This window comes from Arthrobacter sp. SDTb3-6, from assembly GCF_013376095.1.
GTDB lineage: Bacteria > Actinomycetota > Actinomycetes > Actinomycetales > Micrococcaceae > Specibacter.
Genome location: NZ_JAAMFN010000008.1, coordinates 55,148 through 78,058, shown reverse-complemented (window position 1 = coordinate 78,058; position 22,911 = coordinate 55,148). Strand labels below are relative to the sequence as shown.

Below are 22,911 nucleotides of genomic sequence, written 5' to 3'. Positions count from 1 at the left end.
CCCTTCCCGGCGTGCCGAACGGCGGGGCCGGCGGCAGGGGAGGCCTGGGCGCATCCGGATGGGGCGGGTCCAGAGGGTCCGGCGGGAACGGCGGGGGAGGGGGCTCGGCAGGGTCCGGTGGCCGGGTGGGGTCCGGCGGCCGGGTGGGGTCCGGGGGCTGCGTCGGGTCGGGCGGCATCGTCGGGTCGGGCGGCATGGGAGGCACCCAGGGCCCGGGTTCGCCTGGCCTGGACGGTTCGGGGTCCGGAATCGATGAAGTGCTGTTCTGGTCCATGACTACAGGTCCTTCCTGACGGGAGGCTGCCGCATCAGAGCCCGTTATCAGGTGCGTCGGCAACCTTGATTCATTCACCCTACGCGGCTGCCATGCCGGGCGTAACCCCGGTGGCGCCGGGTGCAGCCCCGGTGTTCGGCACCGTCCGTTCCGTTCGGGTTTCCGGGCGCCGTTCGTGCGGTGCCATGGGTACGTGTGCATGGGGAGTCCTGCATGGGGAGCGGGCCCCATCGACGCCGGCGGACGGGCCGCGATAGTTTTTTAGCAACGGCTCCACCGACGCACGGGGAGCTGAACCGAAGAACACTGAACGAATAGGATGTGCATTGTGGCTGGTTTGATTGGTAACAACCCGGAGGACATGGCGGACCTGGCGGGCAAGCTGGGGCATGCGGTGGACCAGATCCAGCAGCTGACCAGTTCGCTGGATGGCAAGGCGAATTCCGTGCAGTGGCAGGGTCCGGATGCTGACCGGTTCAAGCACACGGACTGGCCGACGTACAAGACGCAGCTGACCAAGGTGGCCCACAGCCTGCAGGAAGTGCAGCAGAATGTGAACAAGCAGCGCCAGCAGCAGATCCAGACCTCCGCACACTGATACGAGCGGTGGTGTGCAGGCCCGGTGCATCCCGCACCGGGCCTGCTGCCTGCCCTATGCCTTCGCGAGTGCTTCCTTCAGCGCGCCGAGCACCAGCACCACGGAGGCCGGGTTCGCGTTGGGCCCCATCATGCCGATCCGCCACACGGTGTCCGCGAACTTGCCGGCGCCGGCCCCGATTTCCAGGCTGAAGTTCTCCAGCAGGTAGGACCGCACCACGGCGGAATGGACGCCGTCGGGCACGCGGACGGTGGTCAGGCTGGGCAGGCGGGACCCTTCGGCGGCAAACAGCTCCAGGCCCATGTCCTGCAGGCCGTCCTGGAGGGCAAGGCCGGCGGCGGCGTGGCGTGCCTGGACCGCGTCGAGCCCTTCATTGCGGATGCGGCCGAGGCCTGCCTGCAGGCTGGCAATCATGGCCACCGGGGCCGTGTGGTGGTACGTGCGCTTGCTGCCGCTGGCCGCTCCGACGTACCCGCCGAGCAGGCCGATGTCCAGGTACCAGGACCGCGGGTCCTTGACGCGGCGCTCGAAGGCGGCGTCGGAAATGGTGAAGGGGGCCAGGCCGGGGGAGACGCCGAGGCATTTCTGCGTGCCGGCATAGCCGACGTCGATGCCCCAGTCGTCGGCCTTCAGCTCCAGGCCGCCAATGGAGGTGACGGCATCGGTGATGAGCAGCGCATCACCCTTCAGCTTGCCCAGCGCGGCGATGTCGGAGCGGACGCCGGTGGAGGTTTCGGCGTGGACGGCGGCGATCACCTTGGGGGCGGGGTGGGCGGAGGCGACGCGCTCGGGGTCGATCGGCCGCCCCCACTCGTGGTCCACGCGCACCACCTCGGCGCCGGCGCGGCGGGCCACCTCGCACATGCGCTCGCCGAAGAGGCCGTTGACCGCGACGACGGCCACGTCGCCCTTTTCGATGGTGTTGACGAACGCGGCCTCCATGCCGAGCGAGCCCGTGCCGCTGAGCGGAAGGGTTCGGGCGTTCGTGGTGCCCCAGACCTCGCGCAGGCCCTCGCAGGTGTCGTCGAGCATTTCGATGAACAGGGGGTCCAGGTGGCCCAGGATCGGGGCCGCGATGGCCGAGACTGCCTCCGGGTAGCAATTGCTCGGTCCCGGCCCGAACAGGTGGCGGTAGGTGAGGGTCTCGGTCATGGAAGCTCCTTGGTGTGCGCGGAAGGTTCCTCTACAGCATATGCGCCGCTGGCAGCGCCATTTCATCGCACCCAGCGCGTCATGCACGACCTCGGCGGGTACGGTTACAGGCGGTGCGGCCCGTCCGTGCCGGAGCGGGCACCGGGCCACTAGCGCTCTGGAATCTCGGTCAGCCCGCCGCCGTCGAGAATCTTGCCGGCCTTGTACGCCATCGGTGCCACGTCGTTGACTTCGGCATGGCGGACGCGGCAGATGAATACCGTATGGGTTTTCGCCTGGAAGCGCTCCCGGATTTCCGCCTCGAGCATGGCCGCGGAACCGTCGATCAGCGGTGAACCGTGGGGCCCGCCGTGCCAGTCAAATTCAGCGAACTTGTCGTCGGACTTGGACGAAAATACATTCACCACCTCGCGTTGGCGGTTGCTGAGGATGTTGACGCCCAGGTGGGTCGCTGCGTGAAGCGCCGGATACGTCGAGGAGGTGCGCTGGATGCACACCATGATCAGCGGGGGATCGAAGGAGATGGAAGCGTAGGCGTTCACCGCCAGGCCGCGTGGCTTGTCGCCCTCGCGCGTGGTGACAACCGTGACGCCCGTAATGAATTGCTTGTTGAATCCCCGGACCATGAGCGGATCGGGTTCATCCACGTCCCGGTCTGCGATGCCGGGGACCACGGTTTCAGTCATCAATCTTCTCCTAGTGAAGTAATGCCAAGGGCGTTGAGCAGTTGGCGCGGATCCCAGGTCACGCGCTCGTGGAAGAGCCTGCCGTCGGTGAAGGTGCAGAAGTTCACCCCGAACGTTTGTACTGTCCTGCCCGTGGCCGGAACCCCAAACAGTTCGTTGCTGTGGGTGCCGGTGCTGCTCCAAAAGATGGCCAGGTGGCCGTCCTCCTCGACGAGGTCCTCGACAGTGGTCTTAAGGTCAGGAAATGCGGCGCGGGTTGTCCTGACCGCGCCCTTGTATGCCGCCGCATCGAGGGGTGACGACGAACCCTCCGTGACGCGGGTGAAACCGTCGGCCAGCAGCGCATCGAGCGCGTCAACGTCGCCTTCGTCCCACACTGAGTGCCATACCCGGCGGACGTGCGCCTTCAGCTCCGATTCCTTGGACATGGGTGAAAACTCCTCCTCAAAACGTTCTGATGTATGGCACCAACGGTAATGCAGCTCACAATGCCAAGTCAAAGGTGCTGGCCGTTTGTGATGTGGATTTCCGTAGTTTAGACCAAAATTACCGTTATTTATGGGATTTTTTTACTCCATGACTATGCCGGTGAGGCAAAGTCGTTGACTTCAATGAACGTCGATGCATATAGTCGCTACCATGCAAGATGTGTTGACGTTGAAGTCGACGGACAATGCACCACACCATTGACAAATTCGCTGCAACGCTGCAGCGGAGCGAAAGGCTATACCAATGCGCTTCTCCATCTTCCATGCGCTGGGTGCTCCCGGTGACTTGAAAAATTACAACCAGCACATGAAAGATGCCCGAGAGTACGCGCAGGCGGCCGAACGCTACGGGTTTTGGTCTACCTGGTACACCGAGCACCACTTTGGCCACGAGGGCCAGGAGCTGACGCCGAACCCCGTCATGATGGGCACTGACATTGCGGCGCGGACCTCCACCATCCGCATCGGCCAGGCAGCCGCCATCGCCACCTTCTGGCACCCGCTGCGCCTCGCCGAGGACCTGGCACTGCTGGACCAGTTCTCCGACGGTCGCGTGGAGGTGGGCGTGGGACGCGGCCTCTATGGGCGGGAGGCCCTGAACCTGAATGAGCTGGCGGATCCCCGCGACCAGGAACAAAACCGCGCCCTGTTCGCGGAAACATTGGAAGTCATGCGCAAGGCATGGACGCAGGACTTCTTCAGCCACAAGGGCCGTTTTTACGAATTCCCCAAGCCCGGGGTCAAATGGAGCCACCCGCTTTCGCCGGCCACCAGCGACTTCACCGAAGATGGCATCATCACCAAGATGTCGGTGGTTCCCAAGCCGTTCCAGGAGGAGCTGCCGCTCTGGCAGGTCATCGACACCCCGCGCTCCATTGCCAGTGCCGGCCGGGACGGCATCCAAGGCATCTTCTGGCTGCCTCCGGTCTCTGCCCTCAAGCCGCGCTTTGAGCTGTACCGCGAGGAAGCTTCCAAGGCCCAGGGCCGCGACGTGCCGCTGGGCGAGGGGATTGCCCTGGTGCGCGACGTCTATGTGGCTGACACCATGGAACAGGCCCGCGAGGAGTTTGAGCAGGCCGTCATGAACACATACAAGTGGATCACCCACTGGCGCGGGCTTTCCAACATGATGGAGGACGGCGAAGAACTGACGGATGCGCACAAGCTCGACTTTGACTTCCTGATGGACCGCAACATGTTGGTTGGCACACCCGAGTTCGTTGCCGAGAAGATCGCCGAGCTCAAGCGGGAGGTCGGCCTGGAACACATGATGCTCTGGACCACCCACCCCGGGCTGGACCACAAGAAGTCCATGCGAAGCCTGGAGCTCTTCTCGGAGCACGTCATGCCGCAATTCACGGGCAGCAACTAGGATGGCGGCCACTGCGACAAAGTTGTCAGACTGGCTGCGCAAGATTGTCCTTTACCAGGAGGACGTCAAGGATGAACACGGCGCGCCTCCAGCGGTCCCTGCCGTTCGGGCCACCGTGGCGGCCGTGATCCGCAATCCATGGCTGGGCACTGGTCCGGGCGAGGTCCTGGCCGGGCAGGCCGAGGCCGTTGCGCCGCACCTGGCGCGTGCCCTTTCGGACCGCCTCAAGGCGGCCCTTGGCGGGGCGGAGGAGATTGAGGCGTTCGGCAAGGCAGCCATTGTCGGCACGGCCGGCGAAATTGAGCACGGCGGAGCGTTGATCCACACCCCTTACTTCGGGAACCTCTTCCGGGAATTCCTGGAGGGCGAGTCCATCATCTGCTTTGCCGACAGCAGATCGGATGCCGGGCAGGCACTCATTGTCCCGATGTGGCACAAGCACGCACCGGCCACCCGCAGCCACTACCAAACCATTGCCGCCCGGGTCTCCGACGGGCCCCGCCCCGACGAGATTGTTGTCATCGCGGCGGCCTCCACCGGGCCGCGGCCGCACGCACGCATCGGTGACCGGAAAACCGACCAAGTTGTCACAGCAGAGAAATTGGAGCACGTATTCGCATGAAAATTCGCAAGGTAGTCACTGTCATTGAAGAAATCTCGCAGGAGGGCGGCCGGGCCGTCTCGCCGGCGGCGCGCGTGGCAATTGTGGCCGCCGTGATTGAGAACCCGTGGGCCGGCCAGGGATTCGTGGAAGACCTCTCGGCCGGCATTGACGCCACGGCATCCGATCTTGGCGCGTTGCTGGCCCCCGCCGTACTTGCGGCGCTGGGGACACCTGCAGAAGCCTACGGCAAGGCTGCGATCGTCGGGCTGAACGGCGAAGTGGAGCACGGATCGGCCCTCATCCACACCCTGAAGTTTGGTGACCACTTCCGCAAGGCCGCCAACGCCACGACGCTGCTGCCGGCGGTGGAGAAGCGCGCCACGGCCGGCACAATTTTCGACATTCCCCTCAAGCACATCACCGACGCCACCATCCGCTCGCACCACCAAAGTGTGGAAGTGCGCATTGACGATGCCCCGCACGCGGATGAAATCATCGTTGCACTCGCGGCCGCATCCCAGGGCCGTCCACAGCAGCGCCTGGCCGCGCTGTCCACGGAACAGTAGCCGGCGATGGCCAAGGCAACCCTGGTCCTGTTGCACGGCGTGGGCCTGGACCACACCATGTGGCATCAGTTGGCTGGGCGGCTGGGGACGCAATTTGACGTCCGTGCCCTGGACCTCCTGGGTCACGGGACGCGGCCGCCCGCGCCGGCGGACGTCACCTTGTCCGATCTCGCGGACGACATTGCCGGGATGCTGGAACCGGGGACGCACCTCGTGGGCTTTTCCCTCGGCGCCCTGGTGGGCCAGCATCTGGCCAGCCACCGGCCAGGGCTGCTGGCGAGCCTGACCTCGGTCAGCTCCGTGTGCCGGCGCACCCCAGAGGAGCGCTCGGCTGTCCTGGCGCGGCTGGCCCTGGCCGCCGGGGACTTTCCGGCCAGTGTCGAAGCATCCCTGGAGCGCTGGTTCCCAGATGCGACGGCGGCACCAAATTCCGTCGTTGCGCAGACCCGGCGGGTCCTCCTGGGCAACGACGTCCAGTCGTACCTGAACTGCTACCGCGTCTTTGCCACCGCGGATGAAGGGCTGTCCCTGGAACTGCCCAAAATAGCTGTTCCTGCCCTGGCCGTCACCGGTGCGGACGATCCCGGCTCGACCCCGGAGATGACGCACCGGCTGGCGGGGGCCATGCCGGACTGCACCGCCGTCGTTGTTCCCCATGCCCGGCACATGCTGCCGGTCCAAGACCCAGAAGCCCTGGCCACCGCCCTCACGTCGTTTATTGGAGAGAAAATCAATGTCAACTATCCGTAGCTACGGCCACTTCATCGGCGGCGAGTGGGTGGCGCCTGCCAGTGGCGAATATTTCGAAAGCACCAATCCGGCCACGCTGGAGGTCTTGTATTCTGCTGCCCGCGGCAATTCGGAAGACATCTCGAAGGCCGTTGACTCGGCACAGCGTGCCTTTGAGGACCCGCGCTGGAGGGACTTGAGCCAGACCCGCCGTGGGCACCTGCTGCGCCGGCTGGGGGACGTCATTGGCGAACATGCCGAGGAACTCGCCCGGATGGAAACCCTGGACAATGGCAAATTGCTGCGTGAAATGCGCGGGCAGATGGCCTCCCTTCCCGAGTACTACTATTACTACGCCGGCCTGGCGGACAAGATCCAGGGCGACGTCATCCCGACGTCGGACAAGACGGTGCTGAACTACACCATGCGGGAACCGGTGGGCGTGGTGGGTGCCATCACGCCCTGGAACTCGCCGCTGACCCTGACTACCAGCAAGCTGGCGCCGGCCCTGGCAGCTGGAAACACCATGGTGGTCAAACCCAGCGAATATACCTCGGCCACAGTGTTGCGTCTGGCCGAGCTGGTCATCGAAGCCGGATTCCCGCCGGGTGTGGTCAATGTGGTGACGGGGTTTGGTGGCGAGGCCGGGGCCTCACTGGTGGACCATCCGAAGCTGGCCAAGATCTCCTTTACCGGCAGTACGCAGACAGGCTCGCGGATCGCCTCAAGTGCCGCGTCGCGGTTCATCGGTGCCACCCTGGAACTTGGCGGCAAGTCGCCCAACATCGTCTTCGAAGACGCCAACGTCGCCAACGCCGCAATGGGCGTGGTGGCCGGCATCTTCGCGGCCGCCGGGCAAACCTGCATTGCCGGAAGCCGCGTCTTTGCCCACAAGTCCGTCTACGACGAACTTCTGGAACGGGTGTCCGCGCGGGCGGCGTCGATCGTGATCGGCGATCCGCTGGAGGACGCGACAGAGCTGGGCCCCCTGGCCTTTGCCACGCAACGAGACAAGGTGGCCGGCTACGTGGACCTGGGCGTCAGCGAGGGTGCCAAGGTCCTCACCGGCGGGCGGTCCATCGACGGGGGTCTGGGCGGCTACTTCTTCGAGCCCACGGTCCTGACGGGGGTGGACAACAGCATGCGCGTTGTCCGCGAGGAGATTTTTGGCCCGGTGGCCGCGATCATGCCCTTCGAAACGGAGGACGAGGTGGTCCGCCTGGCCAATGACACCCAGTACGGCCTGGCGGCCGGGCTGTGGACGCAGAACCTCTCCCGTGCCCACCGCCTGGCCGGACGGCTGGACGCGGGCACCATCTGGGTCAACACCTACCGTGCCATGTCTCCCATGTCGCCCCGGCAGGGGTTCAAGAGCAGCGGTGTGGGTGTGGAGCACGGCACGGAGACCATCCGCGAGTACACCCGCCTCAAGAGTGTGTGGATCAACACCAACGACGCTCCCGTGGACGACCCGTTTATCATGAGAGGCTGACCATGCCGCTCATTGAAGTGACCCTGTCGGCCGGCCGGACAGCCGCTCAGGTGCGGTCCATGATCCACGAGGTCCATGCGGCGGTGGAACGCACCACCGCCGCGCGTCCGGAGCACATCCGCATCATCGTTCGCGAGGTGCCCCGGGACCACTGGGCCACGGGCGACGTCACCCTCACGGAACTGGACGCCAGTTCCGGGTGATGTTGCATGGTAGATAGGCTGCCCGTCATGACTCGGCAAAAAGCCAAGACGGCCTGATTTGCCACGTTTTCCCTCCATGGAAGTGAGTTCGCCGAATTGGTGAACATCTATTGACATGCATGCAAGCTTCAAAATAGGATTTCTACCATGCAAGAAGGTATTGTGAGCCAGGACACAGCAGTGGATGATTCGCTGGGCGAGACCACGTTGCTTGACAGGATTCGTGAGCTCATTCTGGGCGGGGACTACAAGCCTGGAACCGCACTCTCGGAGGTGCGGCTGGCTGAGTACTATGCAGTCAGCCGGACGCCCGTGCGTGAAGCCCTCAAGCAGCTGCAAATCGAGGGACTCGTGGAAATCCGACCCAAGGTGGGCACCTTTGTTCGGGAAATCACCCGACGCGAGATTCTTGAAATGTTTGAAGTGAAAGAAACGCTGGAGGGCCTCGCAGCACGCCTGATGGCCCGGCGCGGGCAGATTCCCGAGCTGGACACCCTCCGGACAAATGTGGAGGCTTCCGAACTGGCGGTGCTGCGCAATGACAGCACCGCTTACGCCAACCTGGTGCACGAATTTCACGAAACCCTCATCACCGGGTCAGACAACCTCAAACTTGCCCAACACTACCGAACGCTCATGAACCAGCTTGCATACCACCACCTGGTCCTCACCTCCGTTCAGCATCCCGGGCGGCTTTCCAGGTCCACGGCGGAACACCGCCAGGTCCTGGAACTAATCACCGCCAAGGACAGCGTCGGCGCGGAGCTGGCCATGAAGGACCACGTGTGGGCCTCCTCCCGCGAAGTCATGATGGACTCCGTTTCACGCCAAGACAGAAACTAGCCGCCGGCTAGCCCAGGGCCGGCCCAGCGAGGCCCACCCCACCCCACAACCGAGCGATTTCAGAACGCGGCACCAATGCGGGTGCCGTGGCGCTGGACCGCACCCACTTTCGCAAGAATTGACCGATAGGACGGCAGACATGTCGCAAAACAGTGAGTCAAGTGTTGCCGCTGACCGGGGTTACCGGGACAGCCTGACCAAGATTGAACCCTACGGCGTGGAACACATCCCCGACGTGGAACGGCACGGCAAGCCCAGCTCCCAGTTCTTCATCTGGTTTGCCGCCGGCATGAACTTCCCCATCATCGTCCTGGGCTTCAGTGCAGCCTACTTTGGCCTGTCCATGGCGCAAGCGGTCGTGGCAATCCTCGCCGGCGCCCTTATTGGTTCCACCATCATGGGCCTGATGTCCCGCATGGGCGTCCGGCTCGGCGTTCCCCAGCAGATGCAGGCCCGCGGACCTCTTGGCTTCATCGGCAACCTGTTCCCCGTGGCCTACGTCAACGTCTTTGCCGGCGTCGGCTGGGCGGCGGTCACCGTCATTCTCGGCGGCAAGGCGCTGCACGAGCTGACGCATTTGCCGTTCTGGCTCGCCGCCTTGGGCCTGATGCTGCTGCAGCTCCTCGTTGCCGTCATCGGCTACAACCTCATCCACTTCCTGCAGCGGATCCTGGCGATCGTGCTGTTCTTCGGCTTCCTGCTGATCACCATCGTCACGGTTTCCCGCGGCGGCGTCACCTTGACAGGCAACCCGCACGCTGAAGGATTCATCGGCGCCGGCAGCTGGGTCACCTTCTTTGGCTACTTCCTGGCATTCCTGGTGGCCTGGCTGCCATTCGCCTCGGACTACTCCCGCTACCTGCCGGACACGGGGTCCGTGCGCCGCGGCACCGGCATCTTCACCATGCTCGGGAACTTCGTGACCATCGCCTGGATGGGGATCGTCGGCGTCGTGCTGGCCGGCACCGCAACCACCACCGACCCGATCACGGCGCTGAACCAGCTCATGGGACCTTGGGCTGTTCCGGGACTGCTGGCCATTGCACTTTCCTCCTTCTCGCAGAACTTCCTTAACGTCTACGGCGGCGCCATATCAATCCAGACCATGGGGGTGCCAGTCAAACGGACCACCGGCGTCGTGTTCATCTGCGTGGCCTCCTACCTGGTTGCCCTGTGGGGCCAAAACGGAATCTACGAGGGCTTCTCCGTCTTCCTCAACCTGACGGCCTACTTCATTGCACCGTTCGCAACCGTCCTGATCTGCGACTACTACCTCGGCGGCCGCCAGTCGAAGCAGGGCATGGCCGAGCTGTTCGACAAGTCGCGCAAGTTTGAGTGGGGCTTCGTGGCCTGGGCCGCCGGCGTGCTTGGCTCGGTTCCCTTCTGGGTCTCCTCCCTGTACACGGGGCCGGTGGCCGCAGCCATCCCCGATGCGGGGGACCTGAGCATGTTCGTGGCCGCGGCCGTTGCGGCGGTCGTGTACTTTGCCACCTACAGGCTGCGCCCCCTGTCCGGGCTCCGGCATCCAGTTGCCGATGTCATGGCCGCGCAGCCAGCTCCTGCAGCCCAGCGGGCGGGGCGGTGAGCGCCGGGGTCCCTGTCCGCCGCAGGACGCTCGTCGCAGTCGACATGCAGCACTGCTTCCGTGACAAAGGCAGCCAGTGGTACGTGCCGCGGTATGACGAGATCGTGCCGGTCATCGAGGCGCTGGACAAATGTCTGGAGGGGCCGGCGGTTTTCACGATGTTCGTGGCCGACCCCCGGGAGCCCGGCGCCTGGAGCAGCTACTACGACCGCTGGCATGAGATGCGCCGGCCCGGCGCGCACAGTCTCTGGGACATCACAATGGCCCCGCCGGCCGGCGCCGCCATAGTTTCGAAGGGGACATTTTCCAAGTGGGGACCCGAGCTTGAAGAGCTCATCCCCGTAGGTTCGGAAATGATCCTGACAGGTGTGGCCACGGACTGCTGCATCCTCTCAACGGCCCTGGGCGCCGTCGACGCCGGACGGTTCGTTACGGTGGTCTCCGACGCCTGCGCGGCGGTCAGCGATGAGGCGCAGGCCCAGACGCTGGCGCTGCTGCAACTGCTGGCGCCCCTGTGTACCGTGGTCACCAGCACGGAATTGCTGGGCGTGTCCCCGGAAATTTCCGCGCCCGCCCTGCAGCCCTGAAAGAAGGAAGAAATGATTGTTGAAGTGACGCCGGCCGGAGTCAGGCTGCTCAACCCGGATGACACCAAGCGCCTCCATGTTGAGGTTACCGGCGGACTGGACGGGGGACAGCTCGCGCAAGCCCTGCAGGCTGCCCAGCTTGGCACTGTCGACGGCGGCCACGCCTTCCTTCGGCCGGCCGGCCTGCGTGGGCTGGCAGGGGACGCGGCGACGCCGGCGTGGGAGGCGGAACTGGCTTCCATGGTTGACTACGCCACGTCAAAGGGGTGGGTCGACGGCAACGGCTGCCTGCAGGCCCACCTGGAATTTGACGACGGGAAAGCCCATGGGTAGTCGCCGGCGGCGAAGCCGGTAGTCTCACTTCAACCGCAGCCATCCTGGAAAGGTTCCCCCATGCCCCTCCCCGTGCCCGGTGCCGACGCCCACCTGGCCGCTGCCCCGACGGTCATCCCCTCCCTCCAGCATTGGACCCCGGGGGAGGGGGGCACCCGCCTCGGGGAGGGATTCGTCGTCGTGCATCCGCCCGAGCTGGCGGAGGTGGCCGCCACACTGCTGGCGGACATGGCCGAGCTGGCCGGGCTCTCCGGCAGCGCCGGGGACGGTGCGGGCGCCGGCACCATCGTGCTGGCGCTGGACCCCGCGCTGGAGTTCCCCGCGGACAATGCCACTGCAGCTGCCGAAGGGTATGTGCTGGAGGTCGACGGCGGCGTGCGCGTCAGTGCCCGGACGGCGGCCGGCGTCTACTGGGGCACGCGCAGCCTGTTGCAGATGCTCTCGGCCTCCACCACTTTGCCGGGCGGGACCGCCGTCGACTGGCCGAACTACCCGGTGCGCGGCTTCATGCTGGACGTGGGCCGCCGCTTTGCCGATCCGGCGGCGCTGCGGGACTGGCTCCGGTTCATGAGCTGGTACAAGCTGAACACTTTCCTGGTCCACCTCAATGACAATGAGATCACCTCGAACACCCAACGGCCGTGGACCGCGGCGCAGCAGGCGTTCCGGCTGGCCTCGGATTCGCCGTGGCTGGCGGGACTTGCCGCGGAGGACGGCTCCTACAGCCGCGCCGACTGGGACTCCTTCGAGGACGAGGCGGCGCTGCGGCAGGTGCGGCTGGTGCCGGAGATTGACGTGCCGGCGCATGCAAGGAGTTTCACCCGTTGGCGTCCGGAGATGGGGCTCGACGGCGGCGACTCGGACATGCTGGACCTGGGCAGGCCGGCGACCACCGAGCTGGTCAAGGACGTGTTCAGCGAGTTTGTGCCGTGGTTCCGCGGCCCGGCCGTCCACTTCGGGGCCGACGAATACGCCCGCGGACACTCGGAGGAATACCGGGCGTTTTTCAACGCCATCAGCGCCCATGTCCGGGCACTCGGGAAGGACCCGATGGCGTGGGGCAGCCTGACCGTGATGTCCGGTGGCGCCGGCGCACCGGGCCCGGACGGCTACAGCCGCGACGTGGTGGTGTGCGCCTGGAACAAGGACTGGTACAGCGGCCGGGCGGCCGTGGCGGACGGCTACCGCGTCATCAACACCGACGACGCGCTCCTGTACATTGTGCCGTTTGCGGACTACTACCACGGCCACGGGCTGGACGCCCGGGCATTGTTTGACAGTTGGGAGCCGCACGTCTTTGGCGACGGCCTGGACCTGGAACCGCGGCACCCACAGCTGCTGGGCGCGGCCTCGGCCGTCTGGAACGACCTGGTCCTGCTCGCCTACAACGAGCGCGCCGTCCACGACCTGGTGAAGCCGGCCTTCGGGGTGCTGGCCCAAAAGATGTGGGCCGGGGCTGTCGCGGGGCTTTCCTTTGAGGAGTTCACTGCACAGGCCCGAGCGGTGGCAAGGTGGCCGGGACGGGAGCTTTTGGACTGACCAATGGACGGGCGGCCGTCCTGTCTGTAGGCCTGAAAGGACGTCGTCCGCGCTCGCTGTGGAACGCACCATGCCGTCTACAAAGTTGTTCAGCGGGTAGCGGGACCGGCTGTATTGAGGGCGCCGCGTGCGCCGCGCGTAGCCTTGGCCATGTTGCCGAGGAGGCCCTCACGCGTGGCGCAGTCGTAGCTGGGGACATTCCTCCCGCGAGGACAGGCCCCCAACGCCAATGCAGGCCGTTCCCCAGGCCCCGACGGACGCGAAGCAGGGACCTTGTGAACTCCGGAACCCCTTGTGCCGGCGTCAGGGAAGTGGCCATGTAGGCAGCCCCGGTCGGCCGCTTCCGGGTTCTGATGGGGCCCATTAAACGTCCGTTGGCCTTCGGCCTCGCGGGGAGGTTGCCGAAGGCCAACGGTAACGCTGATAGGGGTCTAATTATTTGGTGTACCCGAAGACCTGGTTCCACTTGGCAAGATCGCTTTTGCCAAAGTTGATGGCATCCGCGTTGGTCATCCGGTAGACCTTGCCCGAGTCAATGGCAGGGAGCTGAACACCCATGATGGTGGGAGGCGCCACATCGGTGCGGACGGGGTATTCGCCAAGCTGCCCAAAGATTTTCTGTCCCTGCTTGGAGAGGTTGTAGTTCATGAACACCTTGGCTGCGTCAGTGTTTTTCGCTGAACTGGTCATGCCCAGGAAATAGTCATAGGCGACCAGGCCCTCCTTCGGAACGATAAATTTGACGGGCGCCTTGTCTTGCACCGCAGAGAGGTTCGTTCCGCTGATGGTGACGGTTCCGACGGCGACTTCACCGCGGGCCAGAGCTGTTGCCTCTGCGCCCAACGAGTCGTAGATGGTCGGCTTCTGTGCGGCATAGGACTTGAAATAGTCCGGTCCGAGTTTCGAATCCATGAACCTGTTCAGGGCAGCCGTGCTGCCGCCGGAGCCGCCTTGGACGATGCCAATCTTTCCCTGCCATTTGCCGCTGACGGCATCAGCCCAGGACGTGGGGGCATCCGCTTCCTTAACAAGCTGGGTGTTGTAACCAAGCGTGTAGACGGAGTCGAACATCCGGGTGAACTTTCCACCGTCAATGGAGACGTCCTTGAACTTTGACGCCCCAGGGACGTCGTAGTTCTGCCATACCCCGGCGTCTTCCATGGACTTCGCGATCCGGTAATCGGAGGTGCGAATGACGTCGGCGCCGAGTTTGCCGGCCCCCTTTTCGGACAGCACGCGCTCACTGAGTTTGTTCGGGGTGAGGCGCACGACATTGACCTTGATGCCGGTGTCCTTGGTGAACGCGGCAACCAGGGCAGCCTCCGACGACTCCGTATAACCGGAGTAGAGGGAAAGCGTCTCGGTCTTGGCCTTGTCGTAGGTGGTCTTGTCCGCGATGGTTTCACCGTTAATGACCAGCCCATTGGTCGTGTTGACGGATGCGGCGCCTGTCACGACGCTGGAACTGGCGTCGGCACTGCCGCAGGCGGCCATGCCCATGACCAGTAGTAGACCGGTTCCGATTACGGGGATTTTGGAGGATAGCTTCATGGTTTTGATCCCTTCAATTCTTGGTGTGGACTTCGGATTTGAGTGAGCGTTTTTTGGATTTGCGTTCCGCGCCAACGAGCTGGGCGGCGATGGCTAGTACGGCGATAACGATGCAGTAGAGCACGCTGACTGCCGCAGCAGCCTGGCTCTGCCCGTTGTCAAAGTCATCGAAGACAAGGATTGACAGGATGCGCGTATTGGACGTGAACAAAAAGATGGAGGCACTCAATTCGCGCATCGAGAGCATGAGGAAAAGCAGGAATGACGACGTGATGCCGACCCTCATTAGGGGCAGGGTGACCGAGACAATGGCCCGTGCACGACGCGCCCCCAACATCACGGCGCTGTCCTCCAGATCCTGGTCCATCTGAAGCATCGATGCCGAGATGCCGCGGTAGCCCTGCGGCAGGAAGACCGCCACGCAGGCGATGGCCAAAATGGCCAGGGTGCCATAGACGGGAAGGGGCAGCAGCAGCCACGTCCACAGCAGGCCGATGCCCATCACGATGGCTGGGACCGCAAGCGGGGTCATCGCAATCATTTCAATGGCCGCCCCGCCCTTGGCCTTGGTGCGGTACCGGATGTAGGAAGCAACGAAGCTCAACGTTGTGCCGGCTGCAGCTGCGATGAGGGCCACGAGGACGCTGTTGCGCAGCGCAAGCTGGAAATCGTGGGACGTAAAGACTTCCCCAAGCTTCGAAAAGGTCAGGGCTCCTGAATCGAAGAGCTGTGAGATCGATGCGACGAAGGGACTTGACTGCATTGACGCTGCCAGCAGTGCCAGCATCGGCAAGACCACGGAGACGGCGAAGTAGGCCAGCGCGAGAATCGTAAAGGGCCAGCGCAGGCTCCGCAAAGGTACCTGCCGGGGCCGGTTTCCCTTGCCCGTCACGGTCGTGAATTTGCGCTTGTTGATGATTCGTTGCTGTACCACGGTGATCACCAGCAGGGCGACGGTGAGGACGACGGCGATGCTGGCGGCCTGGTTGCTCTTGGCGGGGGTGGCGCTCATCAGCCGGTAAATATACGTCGGAAGCGTGTCGACGCCGCCGGGGTTTCCAATGACCTGTGCCACGGGGAAGTTTTCCATGGTCAGGGCGAACACCAGGACTGCGGATCCCAGCAGCGCCGGGAGCGCCAGCGGCAGCGTGACGGTGCGGAGCATGGTCCGCATCGGTGCGCCGTGGACGGTTGCTGCTTCTTCAAGGTCGGCGTTCATCATGGATAGCGAACTGTGCATGAGCAGGAAGGCGTAGGGCGCGTAAAAGATTCCCAGCACAAAAATGAGTCCCGGCAGGCTGTAGATATTGATGACGAAATCCAGGCCCAAATCCCTGAGCAGGATGTTTATATATCCGGCGCTTGGGGACGACAGGAGGGACCAGGCCAGCGCGCCGACGAGTGCCGGGATGAACATTGGAGCCATGCCGATAAAGAAGATGAACCGGCGCATGGGGGCATCGGAGCGGGCGCAGATGAAGGCAAGGAACGCCCCGATGACCAGGGCGATAACCGCCGAGCCGGCGCCCACGATGAGCGAGTTGCCAAGTGCACCGAGGGCCTCGGGACTGCCAAGGAAAGCCAGGTTGTCCAAGGTGAGGTTGCCCAGGGAGATATTCCCGGGCCGGGGCACCGAGCTGGAGAAGGCGGCCAGCAGGACAAGGGCCAACGGGAGCACCACCAGTATCGCCAGGATGACGATGATCAGCGTTGTGGGCCAACTCTTCCTGAAGCTTGCCAGCGTACGGATCCGGCGAGGGAACGGCTTCCTCACCGGAACAGGCAGGTCCCTGGTGAAGCTGGTGTCTACGGGGGAGGGGGCTTTGAGGCTCATGCGTACACCTCAGCCGGGAGGAGCTGAACCTCGTTGGGATCGACAGTCACCCAGACTGTGTCTCCGACGTCGTGCTGTTCGCCGCGCTTGATGGTGCCGAGGGCATCCAGTTCCAGGCCGCCCTCCAGTTCCACGGCATAGCGGATGTCGTTTCCCTGGAAGCCGGCAACGCGAACCGTTCCCTTCCATGAATTCAATGATTCCTGGGGGCGGGCCGTGACTTGGAGATCTTCGGCGCGGATGCACAGCCTCATGTCAGCCACGTTGGACGGCACAGACTGGGAGGACCGGACCTTGACGTTGTGCCCTGCGATGTTCGCTGCAGCCAAGCTGTCTTCCACCTCCACCTTGTCGCAGTCCATCACGTTCGATACCCCGAGAAAGTGGGCGATGGATGCGCTGGCCGGGGTTTCATACATCTCCCGGGGCGCGCCGATCTGCACGATTCGCCCGCTCTGGAGGAGGGCAATGCGGTCCGCGAGAGCGAAGGCCTCGTGCTGGTCATGGGTGACGTAGACACAGGTGAGGCCGAGCCGGAGCTGGATTTCGCGCAGTTCCACCCGGAGACGGTCGCGGAGGCGGGCATCAAGGTTGGACAACGGCTCATCGAGCATCAAGACACTGGGGCGCATGACCAGGCTGCGGGCCAGGGCAACGCGCTGCATCTGCCCGCCGCTGAGCAGGCTTGCACCGCGGGGTGCAAATTTCTCCAGCCCGACCATCGTCAGCACTTCCATGACCCGGTCCTGAATCTCCTTTTTCGAGATCTTTTGCATCCGGAGCGAATATGCAACGTTTTGGAAGACGGTCATGTGGGGCCACACCGCATAGGACTGGAACACCATTCCCACATTGCGCTTGTTGGGCGGCAGGTTGATGCCCTTTTCGGAGTCGAATACCACCACGTCGTCGATAATGATTCGTCCCGCGCTCGGCTCTTCCAGCCCTGCCAGGCAGCGCATGGTGCTCGTCTTGCCGCAGCCGGACTGGCCGAGCAGCACCAGTGCTTCACCATCCCCGACGTCGAGGTTGAGATTTTCTATGGCAGTGAAATCGCCATACTTTAGTTGAAGATTCTGGATGCTTATTTTCATAACAGTTCCTTAGGATTGAGACGACCGGTCCATTCAGTCCCCCGGGACAAGGACGGTCCCTTCGCTGATAACACGGGCTGACCTTTGAAAAGTGATCTGCGTCGGCATGGAGGCGTCGAGCGAGAATCCGGTGGCGCCCTTAAGCATATGGATCGTCATTGGCGTTCCGGCCGCCGTCTCCGCAGATTTTACGGTGTAACGGTTGACGACAGTGCCTTCCCTGCCGGCGGCCACGGCCACTGCCACGGCACTGGTCAGGCCGATGGCCGGGTGCAAGGCGCCCATGGAGATCATCCTGGCCGACACGCCTTCTTCACCAGGTGGCGGTGAGCCGACGATACCGACCTTGGGGATCGAGGTGAGGTCATTGGGGATACTCATCAGTTTCGCCGCCGCCGCTCGAAGCTCAGGCGCGAGTTCAACCAGGCCCTGTAGCTGGCCGGCGCCTTCCTGTCCGGAAACACCGAAGTCAGCGGCATCGAAAAGTGCGGCGGGGGCCCCCGCATCTATCAGCGTCACGCGGTAGGTGGCGCCGCCCACGGTGATCTCATCAACCGGGTTCCCGGTCGGGAATTCAACACCGAAGGTCGACCAGCTGCCCTGTTCGAAAATGATGTCCACCGGGACGCCGGGATAATATTGGCCGTCCAGCCGGCGGTCACCATAGGCGGGCACGAGCCCACCAGGCGTAGGAACCTCACACGTGAGGTTGAGCCCGGTAATGGTGTTCGTAATGGGAATCCGTGTTGTGCCTTCGCCGGGCTCAACAAGTCCGGCGTGCAAGGCGTACAGGCCCAACCCCGTGGCGCAGTTCCCGCAGTTGCTGTCCCATTCGACCGCCGGCCGGTCAATGGCAACTTGGGCGAACCGGTATTTAACCGCCCCGACGTTCATGCCACGGTCGTCGACTACGATCGCCTTGCTCGTGGTGGACGATGCACCTCCCACGCCGTCAATCTGCCTGACATCCGGCGAACCGAACATGCGGATGAGCAGCCGTTCCACTTCCCCGGTGTCCTGGGGGAGGTCGCTTTCACGGAAGATCCAGCACTTGCTGGTACCTCCGCGGACCAGCGTGGCCGGGACAGCCGATATGGAGTGCGGCATCTGATAGACATCCGGGTCGGGGTCGAGTCCTGCGTGAAGCACCGTTGATTCTCCTATATGCCATTCAATCGGTTGGCGTACCGCCCAGTCTTTCTAGTCGATCAAGTACCTCAAAGAAGTGCAGACTGGGAGTTGTTGTATGTGATCTGGATAAAATGTATACCGAAATCACCGCCGTGACAACAATCACTATCCAAAGTGGCGGATTTGGGGGAGCCGGACATCGGACGGGACGGTTCCTCCCGCGCTGTTCCGGCCGGATTGCCGATTGCAGACAGTAACCCCAAAATGTATACAGGTGGTAGAATGTAGGCAGAAGGTATGGCGGCGGCTGTCGCCGCCATCGTTGTCCGCTGCCTGTCGTAGACCCTTATTTGGAGGACTCCGTGTCGTCACCGGCGTTGATGAGCCCGTATCTGATGATCCGTAATGCGATCATTGCCCAGGAGTTTCCGCCCCGCGCGCAGCTGGTGGAGAATGCCTTGGCTAAAAAATACAATGTGTCCCGCACCCCGATCCGGGAGGCCCTGCGCCGACTGGAGACGGAGGGGCTGGTGGAACGCTACGGTTCCCGTATGCAGGTTCGCGAGTACAGGCCCGAAGAAATGTTGGATCTGTATGAAGTGCGATCCTTCCTGGAGGAGGCGGCTGCGAAAACGGCGGCATTGCGCCATACCGACATGGATCTGATGCTTATTGAACGTGCCCACCAGAGCATGCTGGATATCAAGTTTGAGGAAGCGAGTGCGGCGCAGATGGCCGCCGCCAACCGGACATTCCATGAGCGGGTATGGGCCGCCAGCCACAGTGCGGCACTTGTGGACCTCCTGGACCGGATTCTGGTGCACTTCATCCGCTACCCGGGAACCACCCTCTCGACGCCGGAGCGGTGGAGCCAGGTCCTGAAGGAACATGAGGAACTTGTTTCCGCGATCCGGGACCGCGACGCAGAGAGTGCAGGAAAGATCGCCAGTGTCCACATGGAAGAGGCGAAAAACATTCGCATCGAGATGTACATCGATGCCCAGGAGATAGCTCCGTCCTAAGGCTTCGCCAAGACGCGCGAAGAGCATTTCACACCCCTGCCGACGGCAGGGGTGTGAACGACGCCAGCGGCGGGGCGGTTTGAATGGTGGTCACTGGGACCACCGACTACGCCACGTGACCGCCCCGCTGGCTGGGCTGCAGCCAGCCAACCATCCCTGAAGACAATGCCGTAGAGCCACCATGCCGTGGCATGGGGCTGCCGGCAGCAGCCAGGGCACCATTGCAGGATCAAACACCAAAAGGAGAGTGCACATGTCCGGGATTATCATCGTCGGAGTGGACGGAAGTGAGACGGCGTTAAAGGCCGCGCGCACTGCCGCGGACTTGGCCGCGGGTACAGGGGCAACGCTGAACGTTGTGACAGCCTACGGGAACGACAAAAGCGAGATCGTTGAAATTGCCGGGGAGGAATGGACCATCTCCAATGCTGCCGAAGCGAAGAAAGTGGCGCAGCGGGTGGCCGGGCAGTTAAGTGCCAAGGGGGTGCGGGCCACATACACGGCTGCACTGGGTAAGCCGCACGAGGTCCTGCTCAACGAAGCTGAACGCCTCGGCGCGGCCATGATTGTGGTCGGCAACCGTCGGATGCAGGGGCTGGCCCGCGTCCTGGGTAGCGTTGCCAACAACGTTGCGCACAACTCTCCCTGCGATGTCTACATCGTCAAGACCGATTAGCCTTCCGCTGCCGCGCCGGATTTGCCGGGTTCCCGGGCCGTAAAGGCCGGAGCCTCCAACAGGAGCTCCCGGCATCCGACCGCGCTGGCCTGGGAAGGGCGGTTACGGCCGGCGGTCCCTGAATGGGGCGCCGGCCCGGCGCGAGTGAAACCCGTCGCAGCACTATGGACAAGTCTGTCGACCATTGTATACAGTTGTATATAGCAGAATCCGCCATGACGAATGGAGCCAAAAATGCAGGACGTTGCGCAAGTTGTTGTTGTTGGAGGAGGGAATGCCGGTTTCGCGGCCGCCCTGGCCGCCGCGGAGCGGGGCAGGTCGGTGGTGCTGCTGGAGAAGGCCGAGGAAGACCTTTCGGGGGGCAACAGCTATTACACTGCGGGGGCCACCCGGATTCCCCACGATGGCCTGGATGACCTCCTGGATGTTATCGAACCCGATGAGCGGCACGCGGTCACCGTCGTTCCTCCGTACGCGCCCGGCGATTACCTCTCAGACCTGGAAAAGGTCTCAGAAGGCCGAAACGACGCTGAACTGTCACAGGTCCTGGTGGAAGAGAGCCAGGCTGCGCTGCGTTGGCTTCACGGGCATGGCCTGAAGTACCGGCTCATGTATGAACGCCAGGCGTACACCCAGCCTGACGGTTCCTACCTCTTCTGGGGCGGGCTGCATGTCGGAAACGTTGGAGGCGGCAAGGGACTGATGGCCGACCATCGGGCGGCAGCCGAACGGGCCGGCGTGACGGTACTGTATGGCCATGCGGTAACAGGCCTTGTGACCAACGATGACCGCATCGAGGGCGTAAGCTTCGAGACCGCCGACGGCCAATCTGGAACCATGCGCGCCGAATCGGTCATTATCGCCTCGGGAGGCTTTGAAGCCAACGCCGAGATGCGCCGTCGGCATCTCGGGGAAGGGTGGCAGAACGCGAAGGTGCGGGGAACCCAGGGCAATACAGGAGAAATGATCGTGTCCGCGCTGGAAGCCGGTGCAACCAAGGGTGGAGACTGGGCGACATGCCACAGCGTTGCCTGGGACGCCGGCCATCCGGAAAATGAAAGCAACTTTGAGCTGACGAATCAGCTGACCCGTGGCGGCTATCCGTTGGGAATCGTCGTCAACCGGTTGGGCGAGCGCTTCGTCGATGAGGGTGCCGACTTCCGTAACTACACCTATGCGCGGTACGGCCGGGACATCCTGCAACAGCCGGGATCCGTGGCGTTCCAGATCTTTGACTCCTCAACCCGTCCCATGCTGCGGAGCGAGGAATACGACATGCCGGGCGTTTCGGTGGTGTCCGCGGACACCATTTCCGAGCTGGCCATCCAGACCGGAATTGAGCCGGAGGCGTTGGAGAAAACCGTCAAGGAATTCAATGCGGCAATCGATGAATCGAAGGTTTTTGACCCGAACATTAAGGACCAGCGGCTTTCGGATGTCACTCCGCCGAAGAGCAACTGGGCCCTCGCCATCGAGTCGGGACCGTATTACGCGTTCCCCGTCACCTGTGGCGTGACCTTTACGTTCGGCGGATTGAAGACCGATACCCATGGCCGTGTCCTTGGTGAAGACGGGGCCCCGTTGCCTGGGCTTTTTGCCTGCGGCGAGGCCCTCGGCGGCCTGTTCAGCGGCAATTACCCCGGGGGAAGCGGACTGGCGGCGGGTGCTGTCTTCGGCAGAAGGGCCGGAGCCATCGCCTGAGGCACGCCCCCGAATGGAAGTCCTGCTGACAATGGTCTGGCAGGGGCCGTCATTGGTCCATGATTTCCTGAAGAGCCAGCGCGGACTCTTTCGGATTTGTGAGCATGGCGCAATGGTCTCCGCTGATCTTCACCAGCCTTGTTCCCTGGGGCAGGTTGGACAATGACGAGCGCATACGCAGTTCCGTGTTTTGTCTGTCCCCGGTGGGCCACACTTAAGTGGTGGGGATATGCGAGAGGTCTCCGTAAGGCGCAGCCGGCTCAAAGAGGGGAGCGAGGGGCTGGGGCGTCAGCCGGGAGCGAATCGATTGTGCCAGCCTGCTTTCCGGATGCAGGGATGACAGCCATCGGGAGTTCACTATCCCCTCTGGCACTGTGTAGCTGCCGTCGCCGCTGGCGGCGGCGAGGGCTTCATAAGTCGAGCGGGTCTCCGGGTCCAACGTTTGCGCCCAGGTCTGTCCCGCGGGACGGGCCTGGGCGCTGAAGTAGACCAGATGCCGGACCTGCTCCGGGCGCTGCTGCGCGGCCATTGATATCGGATATCCCGCCATGCTGTGGCCTACCAGGACCACCGGTGAACGGAGCCGCTCAAGCTGTTCGACGACGGCGCGTATGTAGGTGGCCGCGGTGACCGTTCCGCGCGGGGTCGCGTCAGCACCGTGCCCCGGAAGATCGAAGGACCGGCACTCTGCCCCTACCTGTGTCAGTTCACCGGGCGGCCAAAAGTGTGCACACAAGATAAAATACACCTGTATACAGGTATTCGCTGTTGGATCGTTGGTTCGGCACAACGCACATACGGGTGCAATGCGTCCCTCAACAAAAAGTCGGAGAGATCGTCATGTTTAGACT

23 protein-coding genes are annotated in these 22,911 nt (G+C 63.4%); 15 read left to right on the top strand and 8 right to left on the bottom strand.

Going from position 1 to position 22,911, the window contains the following annotated elements:
* Nucleotides 1–602 precede the first annotated feature (602 nt).
* Entirely contained in the window at nucleotides 603–872 is a 270-nt protein-coding gene (locus tag G6035_RS06120; RefSeq protein WP_176615571.1) for a WXG100 family type VII secretion target, read from the top strand.
* 54 nt (nucleotides 873–926) lie between these two features.
* On the opposite strand, the gene G6035_RS06115 is transcribed toward G6035_RS06120, so the two are convergent.
* The 3 genes from G6035_RS06115 to G6035_RS19985 all read right to left on the bottom strand — a co-directional run bounded on the left by G6035_RS06115 (nucleotide 927) and on the right by G6035_RS19985 (nucleotide 3,138).
* On the bottom strand, nucleotides 927–2,024 hold the full coding sequence (locus G6035_RS06115) for an alanine--glyoxylate aminotransferase family protein (protein ID WP_176616191.1): 1,098 nt from the start codon (nucleotides 2,022–2,024) through the stop codon (nucleotides 927–929).
* A gap of 149 nt (nucleotides 2,025–2,173) precedes the next feature.
* A complete protein-coding gene (locus G6035_RS19990) occupies nucleotides 2,174–2,710 on the bottom strand; it encodes a flavin reductase family protein (RefSeq protein ID WP_176616190.1) in 537 nt (178 codons plus the stop codon).
* Nucleotides 2,710–3,138, bottom strand: coding sequence for an ester cyclase (locus G6035_RS19985; RefSeq protein ID WP_176616189.1), 429 nt, complete (start codon nucleotides 3,136–3,138; stop codon nucleotides 2,710–2,712). The genes G6035_RS19990 and G6035_RS19985 overlap by 1 nt, the downstream gene beginning before the upstream one ends.
* A gap of 304 nt (nucleotides 3,139–3,442) precedes the next feature.
* On the opposite strand from G6035_RS19985, the gene G6035_RS06100 reads away from it, so the two are divergent.
* The 11 genes from G6035_RS06100 (at nucleotide 3,443) to G6035_RS06050 (ending at nucleotide 13,051) form a co-directional block, all read left to right on the top strand.
* Nucleotides 3,443–4,570, top strand: coding sequence for an LLM class flavin-dependent oxidoreductase (locus G6035_RS06100; protein ID WP_176616188.1), 1,128 nt, complete (start codon nucleotides 3,443–3,445; stop codon nucleotides 4,568–4,570).
* Nucleotide 4,571: 1 nt separating this feature from the next.
* Entirely contained in the window at nucleotides 4,572–5,192 is a 621-nt protein-coding gene (locus tag G6035_RS06095) for an amino acid synthesis family protein (RefSeq protein ID WP_176616187.1), read from the top strand.
* Nucleotides 5,189–5,740, top strand: a complete 552-nt coding sequence (locus G6035_RS06090; RefSeq protein WP_176616186.1) for an amino acid synthesis family protein — start codon at nucleotides 5,189–5,191, stop codon at nucleotides 5,738–5,740. Before G6035_RS06095 ends, G6035_RS06090 begins: the two co-directional genes overlap by 4 nt.
* Nucleotides 5,741–5,746: 6 nt before the next feature.
* Nucleotides 5,747–6,490, top strand: coding sequence for an alpha/beta fold hydrolase (locus tag G6035_RS06085; RefSeq protein ID WP_176616185.1), 744 nt, complete (start codon nucleotides 5,747–5,749; stop codon nucleotides 6,488–6,490).
* Entirely contained in the window at nucleotides 6,474–7,961 is a 1,488-nt protein-coding gene (locus G6035_RS06080; protein WP_176616184.1) for an aldehyde dehydrogenase, read from the top strand. Before G6035_RS06085 ends, G6035_RS06080 begins: the two co-directional genes overlap by 17 nt.
* Nucleotides 7,962–7,963: 2 nt before the next feature.
* Nucleotides 7,964–8,164 carry a tautomerase family protein gene (locus G6035_RS06075; RefSeq protein ID WP_176616183.1) on the top strand — a complete coding sequence of 67 codons (201 nt, stop codon included), beginning with the start codon at nucleotides 7,964–7,966 and terminating at the stop codon, nucleotides 8,162–8,164.
* Between the two features lie 147 nt (nucleotides 8,165–8,311).
* A complete protein-coding gene (locus G6035_RS06070; RefSeq protein WP_176616182.1) occupies nucleotides 8,312–9,007 on the top strand; it encodes a GntR family transcriptional regulator in 696 nt (231 codons plus the stop codon).
* A 139-nt stretch (nucleotides 9,008–9,146) separates the two neighbouring features.
* Entirely contained in the window at nucleotides 9,147–10,592 is a 1,446-nt protein-coding gene (locus tag G6035_RS06065; RefSeq protein WP_176616181.1) for a cytosine permease, read from the top strand.
* Nucleotides 10,589–11,179, top strand: a complete 591-nt coding sequence (locus G6035_RS06060; RefSeq protein WP_218062995.1) for an isochorismatase family protein — start codon at nucleotides 10,589–10,591, stop codon at nucleotides 11,177–11,179. Before G6035_RS06065 ends, G6035_RS06060 begins: the two co-directional genes overlap by 4 nt.
* A 12-nt stretch (nucleotides 11,180–11,191) precedes the next feature.
* Complete coding sequence (locus tag G6035_RS06055) at nucleotides 11,192–11,512, top strand: hypothetical protein (RefSeq protein WP_176616180.1); 321 nt, start codon at nucleotides 11,192–11,194, stop codon at nucleotides 11,510–11,512.
* Nucleotides 11,513–11,572: 60 nt separating this feature from the next.
* A complete protein-coding gene (locus G6035_RS06050; RefSeq protein ID WP_176616179.1) occupies nucleotides 11,573–13,051 on the top strand; it encodes a family 20 glycosylhydrolase in 1,479 nt (492 codons plus the stop codon).
* A 435-nt stretch (nucleotides 13,052–13,486) separates the two neighbouring features.
* On the opposite strand, the gene G6035_RS06045 is transcribed toward G6035_RS06050, so the two are convergent.
* Genes G6035_RS06045 through G6035_RS06030 form a run of 4 tightly spaced genes read right to left on the bottom strand, consistent with a single transcriptional unit; the run spans nucleotide 13,487 to nucleotide 18,637 of the window.
* The gene (locus G6035_RS06045) at nucleotides 13,487–14,602 is read right to left on the bottom strand and encodes an ABC transporter substrate-binding protein (RefSeq protein WP_176616178.1); all 1,116 of its coding nucleotides are present in this window, start codon (nucleotides 14,600–14,602) and stop codon (nucleotides 13,487–13,489) included.
* Between the two features lie 13 nt (nucleotides 14,603–14,615).
* Complete coding sequence (locus G6035_RS06040; protein WP_176616177.1) at nucleotides 14,616–16,436, bottom strand: iron ABC transporter permease; 1,821 nt, start codon at nucleotides 16,434–16,436, stop codon at nucleotides 14,616–14,618.
* Nucleotides 16,433–17,530 (bottom strand): ABC transporter ATP-binding protein, encoded by a 1,098-nt coding sequence (locus G6035_RS06035; RefSeq protein WP_176616176.1) that lies wholly within the window; start codon nucleotides 17,528–17,530, stop codon nucleotides 16,433–16,435. The genes G6035_RS06040 and G6035_RS06035 overlap by 4 nt, the downstream gene beginning before the upstream one ends.
* 33 nt (nucleotides 17,531–17,563) lie before the next feature.
* On the bottom strand, nucleotides 17,564–18,637 hold the full coding sequence (locus G6035_RS06030) for a PrpF domain-containing protein (RefSeq protein WP_176616233.1): 1,074 nt from the start codon (nucleotides 18,635–18,637) through the stop codon (nucleotides 17,564–17,566).
* A 386-nt stretch (nucleotides 18,638–19,023) separates the two neighbouring features.
* On the opposite strand from G6035_RS06030, the gene G6035_RS06025 reads away from it, so the two are divergent.
* From G6035_RS06025 to tcuA, 3 genes are all read left to right on the top strand, one after another.
* A complete protein-coding gene (locus G6035_RS06025) occupies nucleotides 19,024–19,683 on the top strand; it encodes a GntR family transcriptional regulator (RefSeq protein WP_256883556.1) in 660 nt (219 codons plus the stop codon).
* Between the two features lie 253 nt (nucleotides 19,684–19,936).
* Nucleotides 19,937–20,359 carry a universal stress protein gene (locus G6035_RS06020; RefSeq protein WP_176616175.1) on the top strand — a complete coding sequence of 141 codons (423 nt, stop codon included), beginning with the start codon at nucleotides 19,937–19,939 and terminating at the stop codon, nucleotides 20,357–20,359.
* A 234-nt stretch (nucleotides 20,360–20,593) separates the two neighbouring features.
* The gene (tcuA, locus tag G6035_RS06015) at nucleotides 20,594–22,060 is read left to right on the top strand and encodes an FAD-dependent tricarballylate dehydrogenase TcuA (protein ID WP_176616174.1); all 1,467 of its coding nucleotides are present in this window, start codon (nucleotides 20,594–20,596) and stop codon (nucleotides 22,058–22,060) included.
* A 214-nt stretch (nucleotides 22,061–22,274) separates the two neighbouring features.
* Here the strand turns inward: tcuA and G6035_RS20535 are convergent, their stop codons facing one another.
* Nucleotides 22,275–22,808, bottom strand: coding sequence for an alpha/beta fold hydrolase (locus G6035_RS20535; protein WP_371130878.1), 534 nt, complete (start codon nucleotides 22,806–22,808; stop codon nucleotides 22,275–22,277).
* Nucleotides 22,809–22,911 lie beyond the last annotated feature (103 nt).

Coding starts and splice junctions, on each gene's coding strand:
- G6035_RS06115 (WP_176616191.1), bottom strand. CDS start 2,024: ATGACCGAGACCCTCACCTACCGCCACCTGTTCGGGCCGGGACCGAGC.
- G6035_RS19990 (WP_176616190.1), bottom strand. CDS start 2,710: ATGACTGAAACCGTGGTCCCCGGCATCGCAGACCGGGACGTGGATGAA.
- G6035_RS19985 (WP_176616189.1), bottom strand. CDS start 3,138: ATGTCCAAGGAATCGGAGCTGAAGGCGCACGTCCGCCGGGTATGGCAC.
- G6035_RS06100 (WP_176616188.1), top strand. CDS start 3,443: ATGCGCTTCTCCATCTTCCATGCGCTGGGTGCTCCCGGTGACTTGAAA.
- G6035_RS06095 (WP_176616187.1), top strand. CDS start 4,572: ATGGCGGCCACTGCGACAAAGTTGTCAGACTGGCTGCGCAAGATTGTC.
- G6035_RS06090 (WP_176616186.1), top strand. CDS start 5,189: ATGAAAATTCGCAAGGTAGTCACTGTCATTGAAGAAATCTCGCAGGAG.
- G6035_RS06085 (WP_176616185.1), top strand. CDS start 5,747: ATGGCCAAGGCAACCCTGGTCCTGTTGCACGGCGTGGGCCTGGACCAC.
- G6035_RS06080 (WP_176616184.1), top strand. CDS start 6,474: ATGTCAACTATCCGTAGCTACGGCCACTTCATCGGCGGCGAGTGGGTG.
- G6035_RS06075 (WP_176616183.1), top strand. CDS start 7,964: ATGCCGCTCATTGAAGTGACCCTGTCGGCCGGCCGGACAGCCGCTCAG.
- G6035_RS06070 (WP_176616182.1), top strand. CDS start 8,312: ATGCAAGAAGGTATTGTGAGCCAGGACACAGCAGTGGATGATTCGCTG.
- G6035_RS06065 (WP_176616181.1), top strand. CDS start 9,147: ATGTCGCAAAACAGTGAGTCAAGTGTTGCCGCTGACCGGGGTTACCGG.
- G6035_RS06055 (WP_176616180.1), top strand. CDS start 11,192: ATGATTGTTGAAGTGACGCCGGCCGGAGTCAGGCTGCTCAACCCGGAT.
- G6035_RS06050 (WP_176616179.1), top strand. CDS start 11,573: ATGCCCCTCCCCGTGCCCGGTGCCGACGCCCACCTGGCCGCTGCCCCG.
- G6035_RS06045 (WP_176616178.1), bottom strand. CDS start 14,602: ATGAAGCTATCCTCCAAAATCCCCGTAATCGGAACCGGTCTACTACTG.
- G6035_RS06040 (WP_176616177.1), bottom strand. CDS start 16,436: ATGAGCCTCAAAGCCCCCTCCCCCGTAGACACCAGCTTCACCAGGGAC.
- G6035_RS06035 (WP_176616176.1), bottom strand. CDS start 17,530: ATGAAAATAAGCATCCAGAATCTTCAACTAAAGTATGGCGATTTCACT.
- G6035_RS06030 (WP_176616233.1), bottom strand. CDS start 18,637: ATGCCGCACTCCATATCGGCTGTCCCGGCCACGCTGGTCCGCGGAGGT.
- G6035_RS06020 (WP_176616175.1), top strand. CDS start 19,937: ATGTCCGGGATTATCATCGTCGGAGTGGACGGAAGTGAGACGGCGTTA.
- tcuA (WP_176616174.1), top strand. CDS start 20,594: ATGCAGGACGTTGCGCAAGTTGTTGTTGTTGGAGGAGGGAATGCCGGT.